This window comes from Marininema halotolerans (assembly GCF_900116235.1).
Classification (GTDB): domain Bacteria; phylum Bacillota; class Bacilli; order Thermoactinomycetales; family DSM-45169; genus Marininema; species Marininema halotolerans.
This window is the reverse complement of sequence record NZ_FPAA01000006.1, coordinates 26271-40078: the sequence shown is the minus strand read 5'-3', so window position 1 is coordinate 40078 and position 13808 is coordinate 26271. Positions and strand designations below refer to the sequence as shown.

Annotated in this window: 10 protein-coding genes and 1 riboswitch; of the genes, 2 read left to right on the top strand and 8 right to left on the bottom strand. The window is 45.8% G+C overall.

Annotated features, from left to right (window positions below):
- Positions 1–345: 345 nt before the first annotated feature.
- From CHX35_RS09090 to CHX35_RS09075, 4 genes are all read right to left on the bottom strand, one after another.
- Positions 346–1269 (bottom strand): pseudouridine-5'-phosphate glycosidase, encoded by a 924-nt coding sequence (locus tag CHX35_RS09090; RefSeq protein WP_091836797.1) that lies wholly within the window; start codon positions 1267–1269, stop codon positions 346–348.
- Positions 1256–2374: a carbohydrate kinase gene (locus CHX35_RS09085; RefSeq protein WP_176391993.1), complete on the bottom strand. Its 1119-nt coding sequence runs from the start codon at positions 2372–2374 to the stop codon at positions 1256–1258. Before CHX35_RS09085 ends, CHX35_RS09090 begins: the two co-directional genes overlap by 14 nt.
- Before the next feature lie 56 nt (positions 2375–2430).
- On the bottom strand, positions 2431–4869 hold the full coding sequence (locus tag CHX35_RS09080) for a DNA internalization-related competence protein ComEC/Rec2 (RefSeq protein WP_091836793.1): 2439 nt from the start codon (positions 4867–4869) through the stop codon (positions 2431–2433).
- 140 nt (positions 4870–5009) lie between these two features.
- Positions 5010–7367 (bottom strand): transglycosylase domain-containing protein, encoded by a 2358-nt coding sequence (locus CHX35_RS09075; RefSeq protein WP_091836791.1) that lies wholly within the window; start codon positions 7365–7367, stop codon positions 5010–5012.
- A gap of 275 nt (positions 7368–7642) precedes the next feature.
- Here CHX35_RS09075 and CHX35_RS09070 point away from each other — a divergent pair, with 275 nt between their 5' ends.
- Positions 7643–8461, top strand: a complete 819-nt coding sequence (locus tag CHX35_RS09070; protein WP_091837071.1) for a YitT family protein — start codon at positions 7643–7645, stop codon at positions 8459–8461.
- A 92-nt stretch (positions 8462–8553) separates the two neighbouring features.
- Here the strand turns inward: CHX35_RS09070 and CHX35_RS09065 are convergent, their stop codons facing one another.
- The 4 genes from CHX35_RS09065 to CHX35_RS09050 all read right to left on the bottom strand — a co-directional run bounded on the left by CHX35_RS09065 (position 8554) and on the right by CHX35_RS09050 (position 12020).
- On the bottom strand, positions 8554–8802 hold the full coding sequence (locus tag CHX35_RS09065) for a thioredoxin domain-containing protein (RefSeq protein WP_091836790.1): 249 nt from the start codon (positions 8800–8802) through the stop codon (positions 8554–8556).
- Between the two features lie 214 nt (positions 8803–9016).
- Positions 9017–9574 (bottom strand): dCTP deaminase, encoded by a 558-nt coding sequence (gene dcd / locus CHX35_RS09060; RefSeq protein ID WP_091836788.1) that lies wholly within the window; start codon positions 9572–9574, stop codon positions 9017–9019.
- An 86-nt stretch (positions 9575–9660) separates the two neighbouring features.
- A complete protein-coding gene (locus CHX35_RS09055) occupies positions 9661–10842 on the bottom strand; it encodes an aminotransferase class I/II-fold pyridoxal phosphate-dependent enzyme (protein ID WP_091836786.1) in 1182 nt (393 codons plus the stop codon).
- A gap of 5 nt (positions 10843–10847) precedes the next feature.
- Positions 10848–12020, bottom strand: a complete 1173-nt coding sequence (locus CHX35_RS09050; protein WP_091836784.1) for an aminotransferase class I/II-fold pyridoxal phosphate-dependent enzyme — start codon at positions 12018–12020, stop codon at positions 10848–10850.
- 187 nt (positions 12021–12207) lie between these two features.
- A riboswitch (SAM riboswitch) is annotated at positions 12208–12319 on the bottom strand.
- A 262-nt stretch (positions 12320–12581) separates the two neighbouring features.
- On the opposite strand from CHX35_RS09050, the gene CHX35_RS09045 reads away from it, so the two are divergent.
- Positions 12582–13784: an ornithine--oxo-acid transaminase gene (locus CHX35_RS09045; protein WP_281252076.1), complete on the top strand. Its 1203-nt coding sequence runs from the start codon at positions 12582–12584 to the stop codon at positions 13782–13784.
- Positions 13785–13808 lie beyond the last annotated feature (24 nt).

Genomic DNA, 13808 nt, shown 5'->3' with positions numbered 1-13808 from the left:
GCTTTCGATCTCTCGTTTGATCGATATCATAGAGGTCAGTCAGGTTAAAAGACCCTACATTGACAAGATGGAACGAGTGAAAGCATACGAGAACCTACCCTGTTACGCGTTTCTCTCACTCACCTCTCGCTACCTTCTTCCGTTACTCCACACGCCTAGCGGACCTATCATGAAGGGTAACGAAGGCGTTGGGAATCATTACAGGTCATCGAGTCAAAATCGCAAACTTTCTTTCTTTATAATTACTAAGTTATGTAAGGAGAGAAATGATAGTGTGGGCTCCTTCTAAAAAAGGACAGGGTTAAAACATGAATCCCCACTTGTCATTAAGTGGGGATTCATGTTTTATGATAACTGATGAAGCGCTACCGCAACATCTGCAGCTAGCCGCGCATTATTTTTAACCAAGGCAATGTTGGTGGATAAGCTTTTTCCAGTGGTTCGCTCCTTCACATCACTTAACAAAAAGGGAGTAACCTCTTTCCCACGAATTCCTTTGTCCTTTGCTTTTTGCAAGGCCTGCGAAATGATTGTATCCATTTCACTTTCATCCAATGCATCTTTTTCGGGCACAGGCTGCGCCAATACAACCCCCCCTGTCAAATTCATATCCCATTTCACTTGTAGCATACGAGCAATCTCTACAGGATCCTTAAGAGTAAGGTTAACAGGATGACCACTCCTACGTGAGTAAAAGGCAGGAAATTCCTTTGTATCGATTCCTACAACAGGTACCCCTCGTGTTTCCAATACTTCCAGTGTCAGTCCAATATCCAAAATGGACTTGGCTCCCGCACAAACCACCGCTACATTGGTACGTGCCAATTCTTCTAAATCAGCTGAGATATCTAGCGTATTCTCCCCCTCACGGTGAACCCCACCAATTCCCCCTGTTGCAAAGATAGCGATTCCCGCCCACTCCGCAATAATCATGGTTGCTGCAACGGTTGTTGCTCCATCTTTTCCTGAGGCAATCACATAGGGTAGATCACGACGGCTCACCTTCATCACTTCATTACTCTTTGCCAGGCGTTGAATTTCTTCCTCTGTCAAACCGACACGTACTTGACCATCTAAGATGGCGATTGTTGCTGGTACTGCTCCTCGCCCTCGAATCTCAGCCTCCAACTCAAGTGCCGTCTCCACATTTTCAGGCCAGGGCATGCCATGAGAGATAATGGTTGATTCCAGAGCAACCAGCGGAAGACCTTTCTCCTTCGCTTCTCGCACTTCTTGGGACAAAATAATCGTTTCTTTAGTGAACAACATGTTCAACCTCCCACTGTTTTACTAAACGTTCTGATATCATCGAAGGCGCAACACTCGTCTCCGATTCTAACGTGGCCTTTGCTAACAACGCACCCAATTGACACGCCTCTTTTAAATCGACACCACGAGCACATCCTGTGATTACACCCGTAGCAAAGGCATCTCCCGCCCCTGTCACATCCACTACCTTCGCTTCGATTGCGGGAACCCATCCAACAGCACCCCCTGCTTCTAGATAAATGGCGCCCTCAGCCCCGAGCGTCACTACCGCTCGATTCACGCCTTTATCGATCAGCCTCTGAATGGCCCTCTCTACCTCCGCAGAAGTCGTAACGCCTTGATTCACGATGGCCCCAATCTCATCTCGATTGCCAACGAAAAGATCCATTCCAGAGAGATCCATGGGTAACCGCTTGGCTTTCGGAACGGAAACCGGCAAGAGACAAATCGTTAGTGATTCACAACTCCCCTGCTGCAGTATCCAATAAAGTACATCTTTCGGTAAGTTGGTATCGACGACAACCATTTGTGAGGCTCTAATCTGCGGCCAGCTCGCTTCCAGCATGGGGATGCTGATGTGTTCATAAATGTCCATATCCGCTAACGCAAACAACATCTCCCCGTCTGAATTGAGTACCGCCGTGTAATTCCCAGTTCGACACCCAGGCAATTCTCGAGAAAGATTCACATCAATCCCATGCTTGCTTGCATTCTCCACCATCGCTTTTCCATCTGCATCTTCCCCGACAACCGTCATCAACGACGAAGATACGCCAACTCGAGCAAGGTTTTCTGCAACATTACGAGCCACCCCACCAAAGGAGCGACTGACACAGACAGGATTAGAAGTCCCCATTGCGAGGGGCGCATCCATGCGTGCCTTGCGATCAATATTTGCACCGCCAATGCACATCACTCGCTCCTTCTCTGCCATCACATAAGCTCGGCCAAGAATTTGCCCCTTCTTCACAAGGCCTGCAATCATGCCCGCTACCGCTGAGCGAGAAATATTTAATTGATCCGCAAGTTCTTGCTGTGAAATAAAAGGATTCTGGCGAATTTTATTAAGGATTAATCCTTCCTTACCCTTCCCTTTGGCATCCACACTCCTGCCCACCTTTCAAACTTATGTTTCTAATTTAAACTTTTGTTAACCGACCGTCAATCCTTGAATGGTTGCAATGAAGGAACCGACTCAAGCATCGCTTTCATCTCTCTTTTTCCTGGAGAAATTCGTAAGGTGATCGCCCCCTGATGGTCTGTACGCCAGATCCGGCTGCCATCCTGTTGCAATCGTTTGATCACAACGGGGGAGGGATGACCGTAACGATTATTTTTTCCCACGGAAATTACCGCTTCCCGTGGATGAAGCTTATTGAGTAACTCTTGCTCTGTAGAAGTCTTGCTTCCATGATGGGCTACCTTCAGAACATCAATGGAAGGAAGTTCCCATCGCTTGCGAATTTCCTCCTCTCCATGCGCCTCAATATCCCCTGTAAACAGGATGCGACTCCCACCCGCCTCCAAGAGAAAGACAACAGAATCATCATTCGAACTTTCCAATTTTCCTGGGGTTTGTCCGGTTGTGTTCGGATGCAGAAACTGCCAGGTAATTCCTTGATCGATGATGTATGGACGATCCAATGGTGGTAAAAGAAGAGGGACTTGCTTTTGGTTTAATAACTTTATCAGCGCTCTTTCCATCTCTGATCCTGGCGGGTGGTGATTACGGATCACCTTGCCCACAGGGAACCGTTTGACCACGGCTCCTAACCCCCCGATATGATCCGCATCACCATGAGTGATCACGAGCCAATCAATTTTATCGATGCCTTGATAGTGTAAGTAAGGAATAATCACGCTTTTTCCTACATCGTACTCCTTGCGTTTCCTTTGCCATTCTTTCTTGGCAAAGGGTAACTGGCCCCCACCATCAACGAGAATCACTTTCCCTGTTGGCGTTTCGATCACGGTACAATCACCTTGACCTACATCAAGAAAGGTAATCGTTAATTCTTTGCCAGGCTGAATTACCCATGGTAGATGCAAAAAAACGATACTACCAAACAGAAGAACAAGCGCAGTCAGCCGATGTCGCCAAGGACGAAGAGGCCCCCCTGTGTAGCTCCACAGTAAGTAAGCCACGCTTCCAGCATACAAAAAAATCCACCACCATGATGGCGGCTCCCATGATTGCTCAAATCCATTCAATGAAGTTAACCATTTCATTCCATAGAGTACCCCTGACAACACCTGGGAGGATAGCCAGGCAGGTAGCGAAGCCAATGTCTCATTAAAAAAAGATAGGAACAAGGCGCCATATCCGAGAGGCGTTATCATCAAGCTGAAGATCGGCACGATGATCAAATTAACGCCCCAAGATAGCCATGAGATGACATGAAAATGATAGAGAATAATCGGAAATGAAGCCAGTTGAGCAATGGTAGTGACTGCTACCACCTGATTGAAGGCCACCCATCGAAACGGAAGAACCTCAACAACCGGTCCCGTTGCGACTAACAAGGCAAAAGTGACCCCAAAGGAAAGTTGAAACCCTACCGAAAATAGTATATAGGGATCCCACCACAAAAGAAGCAATGCAGCCAAAGCAAGAAAGGAGAGGCGGTCGGGTGCACGCCTCCACCACAGGGTCATCAAACCCAGGATCGCCATCACGCCTGCCCTTACTGTAGAAGGCGCTGCGCCCGTAAGGAAAACGTAGATAGGAATTGCACAGAGGGTCACCATCACCGCCTTCTCTCGTGTCACCCTCATAAAAGTAAGTCCTCCATACATCATGGCGACCACAATTGCGACATGCAAACCGGAAACTGCCAAGAGATGCACGAGACCGAGGTGAATAAATTCTTCTTCAATTGTGGATGGGACAGCCTCCCTTATCCCTAAAAGCATCCCACTCATTACCCCAGCTGTTTCTGGAGGATAGATTTCTTCAATTTTTTGCATCACGATCAACCGTAGCCGATCCACAGAACGATCGATCCCTCTCGGCGAATCGATTTGGTGAAGGTTTCCCCACCCCTTCACATCCCCCACCCAATGAATCCCTTCTCGATAGAGGTATTGACGCATGTTAAAAGCGCCTGGATTCCGGGCAAGGCTCGGGCGAGAAAGGGATACTGAACTTGCTAAGACACCTGCTCCTCTTTCAAGCCGCTGGGCGGACTCTTTTTCCTTTCGTGATTGCAAAGAAACACGGAGGAGCATTTTCTCCCCCTTCATCTGAACCCAACCCTTGGACGTGTGAAGCTGATATACTTCGATTTCTGCCTGTATCCACCCACCATCGATCTTCGGCGATGAAACAATTCTACCCATGATCCTCCCTTCCTCCACCTCGTCCGTTAATAAGGTTCGATTATGTTGATCCACCCAGGCGAAGTGAACCATCCCTGTCGTACATGCACATACCAATAAAATGATTACAGGATAGCGACGTTGGAAATAAACCATCCATCCTCCAACCAACCATACCCATGGTGTGAGAGCAATCATCCATTGGAATGGTAGAGACCATCCACTACTCACTATGACCCCTAGGATCCAGCCACTTGCTAAGACAACAATCGGTCGTTTCATTCCATCCTCCTATTAATTGGTATCAATTGAAATAATAAGATATTCGATATTTTTCGACAAAAACCTTTTTGGTGGATTGATCATTTTCCAAACAAAAAAACATCCTTCGCATCAATGCGAAGGATGTTCGTATCCAATTCTTATGGTCTACCAGGGGGTCTTGGTACAATATTGGGTCCAGCACCATTTTCATCCCCGTTCCCTTGACCGTCTCCCCCCTGACCAGTGCCTGTGCCTGGATCAGTAGGTGTTCCTGTCTGGTCACCCGGATCCCCCCCTGTCGTTGTAGGCGGAGGGTTATCCGTATTACCAGGCGGGCGTGGGGGCCTTGTATTCCCATTATTATTGCCGTTATCCCCCCCACCTGGATCTTCCTTTTTCTCTTTTTTCTTCACCTTATGGCATTCAAAACATTTGTAAGGCATTTTCGATTCACTTTCAAAACGATGACCCTTTGGTGATAAATCAGGGTTATCCTTGGTAATCGCATTAAAAATCGCAGCCCAAATGATACGAGCCCGTTGATCATTGGTTAGTCGGTGACTATATTCATACCCTACCCAAACACCCAGGGTAATATCTGGGGTGTAGCCCATAAACCAGATATCTGCTGTTTGGTTAGTCGTTCCCGTTTTTCCCGCTAGATCATACCCACCTGTTCGAGCCCCTACATAGGTTCCTGTCCCTCTACGAATCACATCCCGCAACATATCTGTGGTCCAATACGCTGCTTGGGGGCTCAACACTTGGATGGGATCCTTTTTATGCTGATAGATCACTTTGCCACTGGCATCCTCAATTCGATCAACCATGTATGGCTCATTAAATTGCCCCTGATTGGCAAGCATCGCATAGCCACCCGCCATCCGTTGGGGTGTAAAACCATAGGTAAATCCACCAATCGCAGATGCTTCTCCGTCATGATCATGTATTGGGAAGTTCATTTTGCGCAGATAATCGAGGCCCGTCTGCACACCCACCGCACGTAGCGCTTTAATTGCTGGAATATTGATCGATTTCATCAATGCGGATCGGGCTGTTATGGCCCCATCATAACGATGGGTGTAGTTTTTATAGACACCACCCACATGGGACAAGGGCTCATCAATAAACACGGACTCGGGTGAGATAATCCCCTTATCCAATGCGGGGCCAAAGTCTAACAGCGGCTTAATCGACGATCCAGGTTGCCTGGGAGCATCGTTTCCAAGTGCATGGTTTTTCTGGTTCTCTTCAAAATCCCGTCCGCCAACAAACCCTAAAGTCGCACCGGTTTTGGAATCAAGCAGGGCAGCGCCTACCTGTTCCTTTGCATTTTTTATCAGATGCCCATTGACCGAATACGTTAATGGAGCTGCATAATAACTATCGTTTTGTGCTACCTGATTCATCAATCGGTTGGCGTCTTTATTGATCGTGGTATGAATTTTATATCCACCTGTGAGGACTTCTGTTTTATACTCTTGTAATGTCGCCCCATATTTCCCTTCTTTGCTCAATTTCTTCGGATCATGTCCATCCGCTTTGAGGAGAAGATATGCGGCTTCATCTTCTAACGCCATGGTGATATAGGGATACTTTGAATAGGCATTTTGCTCCCCGGTTTTTGTTAACGACTTCCCGATATCAAACTCTCTAGCTTCTTTAAATTCCTCTTTGGTTATCTTTTTGTTCTCCACCATATTGTAGAGAACTTCCTTCATTCGACTTTCACCATTCTTCAAGTATTTCTTCCCACGGAAGGGATTGTACTCATTTGGTCGTTGCACCATTCCTGCAATATAAGCTGCTTGAGGAAGATTGAGATCTTTGGCTTTTACGCCAAACATTCCTTTCGCCGCTGCTTGAACACCTAGCATATTCCGGTTATTTACACCTTTACCAAAATACACACTGTTAAGATAAGCATTCATAATTTCTTTTTTAGAAAAGAAATTTTCCATTCGAACCGCTAAAAAGATTTCCTTTGCTTTCCGAGCAACCGTTTTATCTCGGTTATCGAGCACCGAGTTTTTCACCAATTGCTGCGTAAGTGTACTCCCACCGGTTTGATCATCGGAATTACTGATTTTCTGCCAGACTGCCCGCAGGATGGAATGAGGCACTACCCCGTTATGATTGAAGAATTCTCGATCCTCTGTTGAAACAAGAGCATCAATCAAATGAGGACTTACTTCATCCATCGTAACGACATGCCGATCGGCATCAGCACGCAGCCTCCCGATGGGCTTTCCATCATCAAAGTAAGCAGAACTTGTCTGACTCCATTTTGAGATCTTCTCTTTTAGCTCACTCTTATCCCGAACCGGCTCTTTCTTGACCAGTGATGCGACATACCCCGTAGCCGCTCCTACTGAAGCCATTGTTCCTACCATGACAAGAGAAAGAAAAACTAATCCGGTAAATAGGATTCCTCTTAACCATGGACGAGAACGTTTTGTTTTTTGTTCTGGATTCTGTTTCTTGAAACGGGGAAAAGGTGATTGTTGATCTGCCACCGCTCCAACCCTCCTTGTGTCTCGGGAAATATTGTATCATAGGTTGGAAAAACTGGTCAGTTAGTTCTTGAAAAAAAAATTTGTGGAATACTTTAAAAGAGTACTGATTTGATTGCCATCCTTGCCCCATCCGTGTTAGCATAATATCTGTTTTGGGAAAAAACATCTACATAAGTTATTAAAACAGTTCTTACGACCGAAGATATCCGACTTTTTGATTAGGCATCCATTTGTTGGATGCTAAACAATGAACTTGAAAGGAGGCAATTGGTTTGGTGAATCGAGTTGCACGCATCACCACCATTTTTATTTCCTCAATTTTGATCGGTTTTGCTTTTAATATGTTCCTACTCTCTCATAAGGTGTTGAGTGGAGGCGTATCGGGTATTGCCATGATCCTCGGCCTTCTCACCTCCATCAATTCGGGTACCTTAATCTTCCTCCTCAACATCCCCATCTTTATTTTAGGGTGGATGAAATTAGGTAAACGATTTGTGACAATCAGCCTCTTCTCTGTCGCCGTTACATCGATATCGATGGGGATTATTCCAATCGCAAAGATTTCGGAAGATCCTATTCTTTCCTCCATTTTTGGTGGCGTTCTTGTGGGAATCGGTACAGGGTTAATTTTTCGTGCAGGAGGTTCTACTGGAGGATTTGATATCGTAAGTATGGTTCTCACACAAAAAAAAGAACTTCCTCTAGGAACCTTGCTTTTTGGAATGAATGCCATTGTCGTATTTGTTTCTGGTTTTATCTTCACATGGGATCTTGCCCTATACACAATGGCTTCCATCTATGTAACCGGTAGAGTAATCGACGCAATCCATACGCGCCATATTAAATTGACGTTAATGATCATCACCTCAAATGGTGATGAAGTAAAGGAAAAACTGCTTTCGAACTTGGTGCGGGGGATTACGGTACTTGATGGTGAAGGAGCTTATACAAAGGAGAAACGACGGGTACTGATTACGGTCATCTCTCGTTATGAACTTACCCGTGTAAAACATATGGTTGCCGAAGTCGATCCACACAGTTTTATTAATATCACACAAACCATCGAAGTAATGGGATATTTCAGACGCACCTAATAAATAGATAATTATAAAACAACCACCATTAGGTGGTTGTTTTATAATTAATCAATGGAATCCCTATAAATAAGATAAGGCCTTCCCTTCATTCACCAATTACCCTCATCTGTTTTAAGAAAATTTCTATGCGTGGGAACTAACTCATCTCCATAAAGAATCCCCATCTTATCTGTTACATAGACCCTGCGCTGTTGATAGGTGTAAGCCTCTTCAATATAAAGCCTTGTTACTTTTCCAAATGAATGGATGAGACGCAATTCATCTCCTGTCTCCATTCGATCGAGGATCGGGCCTTGTGAAACCCCATCCATGATTAACTTACCATGATAGTCTGCCATGTATATCCCTCCATATTGAACATTCGGACAATTCTTTTCTTTAGAAGCCTTCCTCTCCACCTCACACGTTGAACTATCCTAGTTCCCTTATACCCCATCTACAACAAGCATTCGTGACTAAATCTTGAACAGTTTGTTAACCGTTGCTGTAAAAAAAATATAAAAAAAAGACGAAGCGATTTTTGTCGCTCCATCATTCTATTTATTTGACTTTTTATATGCGGGGTAATGTAATCCCACGTTGATTCTGGTATTTCCCTTGTTTGCTACGATAAGAAACTTCACATTCCTCGTCACTTTCAAAGAAAACGACTTGGCATAGCCCTTCATTTGCATAAATTTTAGCCGGCAAGGGTGTAGTATTAGAGATTTCCAAGGTTACATGCCCTTCCCAACCCGGTTCAAAAGGAGTGACATTGGTAATAATTCCACAGCGTGCATAGGTCGATTTTCCTACACACATGGCTAATACATTGTTCGGAATACGAAAATATTCAACCGAAGTAGCCAATGCGAAGGAATTGGGTGGAATGATCGCGACCTCCCCTTCAAAATCCATAAAAGAGTTTCCACTAATCTCTTTCGGGTCGATCACTGGCATTAAAGCATTATGAAAGATTTTAAACTGGGTACCTACGCGCAAATCATAACCATAGCTAGATAAACCGAAGCTTATAGCTTCCCCTTTGCCTACATTACGATCAACAAAAGGCGCAATCATCCCATGTTCCTCAGCCATTCTACGAATCCATTTATCTGATTTAATCGTCATTCCAGTGCGCTCCCTTTACTAAAGTCTACTCCCTATTTTACAACAGGTTGGACCGACAAAAAACCATCTTCGTCTAGGAAGATTCATCAGACAATCGAGGCACGCCACTCTTCACCAACGGAATATAAGCGTCGACCAGCGATCGATTGTTCCAGATCATTCAATAAATCATCCGCATCTTCCAGTCCGACTGATAATCGAAGCAATCCATTCGTCACTCCACGCGCCACTCGTTCTTCTGCTGGCATTGCCGCATGGGACATTTTGGCAGGATAGGAGAGGATACTTTCAACAGCACCTAAACTGACCGCAACGATGGGTAACCGTACTTGGCTAAGCATCTGGCGTACTCGTTCTGCACTTCCAAGATCAAAGGAAAGGACCGCCCCATGACTACTTGCTTGGGAAGCCTGTAACGCATGGCCAGGATGCTCAGCTAAGCCTGTATAAAACACGTTCTCAACACTCGGGATCCGCTTTAACCCCTCTGCAATCTTCATCGCAGCTACGGATGACGTATCCATCCTCGCTTTTAACGTTTTTAACCCCCTCATAGTCAACCATGCATCCTGCACACCTAATATCGAGCCCAATGCATTTTGAAGACCACCTAGACGTGACGCAATTTCCCGATCCTGGGTAGCAATTAACCCAGCAACGACATCACTATGGCCACTAATAAACTTGGTGGCAGAATGAATCACCAGATCTGCCCCCAACTCTAAAGGACGTTGATAACAAGGCGTCATAAAGGTATTATCAACCATCGTCAGTAATCCCCGATCCCTTGCCATTCGAGTAACCCCTCGTAAATCAGTAACCTTCAGTGTTGGATTCGAAGGGGTTTCAATATAGAGCGCCTTGGTATTTCTTTGAATCGCCATCTCCACCTTGTGAAGATCTGTTGTATCGACGAAGGTGGCTTCAATACCTAAGCGGGGAAGGACCTCTGTCAATACTCGAAAGGTACCCCCATATAGGTCCTTCGACACAACCAGATGATCCCCCGCTGAAAAAAGAAAAAAGGCGGTAGAGATGGCGGCCATCCCTGATGCACAGGCGAAACCTGCAATCCCTCCTTCTAGTTCCGCAATGGTTTGTTCTAACGCTTTTCTTGTCGGATTCCCCGAACGGGCATAATCAAACTCACCAGGGTGATCAATGTCTGCTTGATGAAATGTGGAGGCTTGATAAAGCGGGATGCTGGCTGCACCCGTAATGGGATCAATTTCGTTGCCATTATGCAAAAGCTTTGTTCCAAATTTCATCTTTGTTACACCCTTTCCTTTATCGTTTTGGAAGTAGAATCTCGCGATACATTTAAGGCATGGGAGAGATCACCAATTAAATCCTCGATATTTTCAATCCCCACAGAGAGGCGTAATAGTTTATCACAAACGCCAACTTTCCTTCGTATTTCTTCTGGAATATCCGCATGGGTTTGTGTCCATGGATAGGTTATCAAGCTCTCTACCCCACCCAGACTTTCTGCAAAAGCGATCACCCTTAAAGAGGATAACAGTATAGGAATCCTATCAGGATCCTTTACTCGAAAAGAAAGCATCCCCCCATAACCACTTGCTTGATTCTCCTGAATGCTGCGGTCAGCCGTGTCCGTTGTTGGATAGTACACCCTTTCCACTGCTGGATGTCCATTCAGAAATTGGGTAAGGAGCAGCGCGTTTTCCTGGTGTTTCTCCATACGCAATGCCAGAGTTTTCATCCCACGCATCAGTAACCAGGCATCTTGCGGACCAAGCACAGCACCCATTGAATTATGCAGGGTAGCCACCCTTTGCGAAAGTTCTCTTCCCCGGGAAATAATGAGGCCCGCCAGCACATCGTTATGTCCCCCTAAATACTTCGTCGCGGAATGAACCACCACGTCGGCTCCATGTTCCAGAGGACGTTGAAACCAAGGCGTCATAAAGGTGTTATCCACAATCGAAAGCCAGCCTTTTTCCTTGGCTAACGAACAGACCTTTCCAATGTGGGTTACACGCATCAATGGATTGGTAGGCGATTCAATAAAGATGCCGCGAGTTTCTGGCCGTGAGGCGCTTCGAATCGCCTCGAAATCGCGTAGGTCCACATAACTAAAGGAAAGTCCGTACCGGGTGAAGATCTCTTCAAACAAACGATAGGTCCCGCCATATAGATCCAGTGATACGATTAAATGGTCCCCGACCGAAAACAGACCCATCACCGTCTGAATCGCTGCCATACCTGAACTACAAGCAAAACCCGCTTCTCCTCCCTCTAACGCAGCAATGGCTTCTTCCAATGCATGCCGTGTGGGATTTCCTGTACGCGTATAATCGTACCCCGTTGATTGTCCTAAGGCAGGATGTTCGTAAGCCGTGGCATGATAGACAGGACAGCTAATTGCACCAGTGCTTTGACATCGCCCTTTTCCCATTTGTACTAATTTGGTCTCTGGGTGCATGACGGACCCCTCCACAATCGTTAATGTGATCACCTATGTTATTTTCGATTATTTCGATCTTTCAAATGGTTAAGTCAACAAAACGGATCACTTCTCAACGTTTCATTCTCTGGCCTCTCGTTGCCATCTCAAAGGAAAAACCTCTTCTCTAAGGATAAGAGAAGAGGTTGGTTTAAAAGAGTCTCTCCTCTTATCTCTCAACAGCCATTAAGGCTCTTGCAAGATTTGGCACCTTCCGGTCGGTTAACCGGGGTTGCCGGGCTTCATCGGGCTAGTCCCTCCACCACTCTTGATAAGAGTTTGTTCATCAATATGAAATTGAACGGTCTAAAAACTTGTGTATGATTATATCTTGGGTGAAGGTATCCGTCAAGAATAATTCTCGCACGATCAACAAAAAGCGCACGTATCCCCTGAAGTGATCCGTTAATTTTTATGCAGATTCCTTCATCTTGATCCGTTTTGTGGGGAAAGCTATGAAGTGGATGCAAGCGGTGTTATAGTGGGAATTAAACGGCCCGAAGATCTCTTTGATGACATCGGGTGAACTATAAAAAAGGAGTGGACACCATGTCTCAAAACCGTGCACTCATCGAACTTACCGATCAGCATGGCGCTCGAAATTATCATCCTCTACCCATCGTTATCTCTCAAGCAGAGGGCGTTTGGATTGAAGATGCTGATGGCAATCGTTATATGGATATGTTAAGTGCTTATTCGGCACTGAACCATGGTCACCGCCATCCTAAACTAATCCAGGCCTTAAAAGACCAGGCAGATAAGGTAACCCTTACGTCACGTGCTTTTCATAATGACCAGCTTGGTATCTTCTACGAAAAAGTGGCTCAGTTAACTGGCAAAGAGATGGTGCTTCCCATGAATACAGGGGCAGAAGCCGTCGAAACTGCGATCAAGGCCGTCCGGCGTTGGGCTTATGATGTAAAAAAGGTCCCCACAGACCAAGCAGAAATCATTGTATGCACGAATAATTTCCATGGGCGCACCTTAGCCGCGGTCTCCCTGTCCTCCAGTGAGGAATACAAGCGTGGTTTCGGTCCGCTTCTTCCCGGCATTCGCATCATTCCTTATGGGGACACCGATGCGCTACGTAAAGCCATTCAACCCAATACTGCAGCGTTCATCCTGGAACCCATTCAAGGGGAAGCAGGGGTAATTGTTCCCCCTGAAGGGTATCTCCGGGAAGCTGCTGCCATCTGTCGAGATAATCGAGTTCTTTTTGTCGCTGATGAAATTCAAACCGGTTTTGGACGCACAGGGCAACGTTTTGCTTGTGATTGGGAAGGGGTTCATCCCGATATGTATATTATGGGGAAAGCACTAGGGGGTGGTGTACTTCCGATCTCAGCTGTTGCTGCAAATGAAGAGATTTTGGGTGTATTTGAGCCTGGTTCCCATGGTTCTACCTTTGGTGGGAACCCTCTCGCGTGTGCGGTCTCCATCGCGGCCCTTGATGTTCTTGAAGAAGAAGATTTGGTGACTCGTTCTCGTGAACTAGGGGCTTGGTTTGCTGCTGAATTAAGAAAGATTAACAACCCCATCATTAAAGAAGTGCGAGGAAAAGGCCTCTTTATTGGCATGGAATTAAATGAAGCGGCACGCCCCTATTGTGAAGCACTCGCCGATGCGGGTTTACTATGTAAAGAAACCCACGAAAATACCATTCGCTTCGCTCCTCCCTTGGTCATTACAAAAAAGGAGTTAGAATGGGCCCTGGATAAAGTACGTACGGTTCTTCAACCCTAAGACACATTTTTTATAAAGAAGAAG

Bases quoted from the DNA above. Each gene is read 5' to 3' on its own strand.
- CHX35_RS09090 (WP_091836797.1), bottom strand. From the start codon at position 1,269: ATGTTGTTCACTAAAGAAACGATTATTTTGTCCCAAGAAGTGCGAGAA.
- CHX35_RS09080 (WP_091836793.1), bottom strand. From the start codon at position 4,869: ATGAAACGACCGATTGTTGTCTTAGCAAGTGGCTGGATCCTAGGGGTC.
- CHX35_RS09065 (WP_091836790.1), bottom strand. From the start codon at position 8,802: ATGGCAGACTATCATGGTAAGTTAATCATGGATGGGGTTTCACAAGGC.
- dcd (WP_091836788.1), bottom strand. From the start codon at position 9,574: ATGACGATTAAATCAGATAAATGGATTCGTAGAATGGCTGAGGAACAT.
- CHX35_RS09055 (WP_091836786.1), bottom strand. From the start codon at position 10,842: ATGAAATTTGGAACAAAGCTTTTGCATAATGGCAACGAAATTGATCCC.
- CHX35_RS09050 (WP_091836784.1), bottom strand. From the start codon at position 12,020: ATGCACCCAGAGACCAAATTAGTACAAATGGGAAAAGGGCGATGTCAA.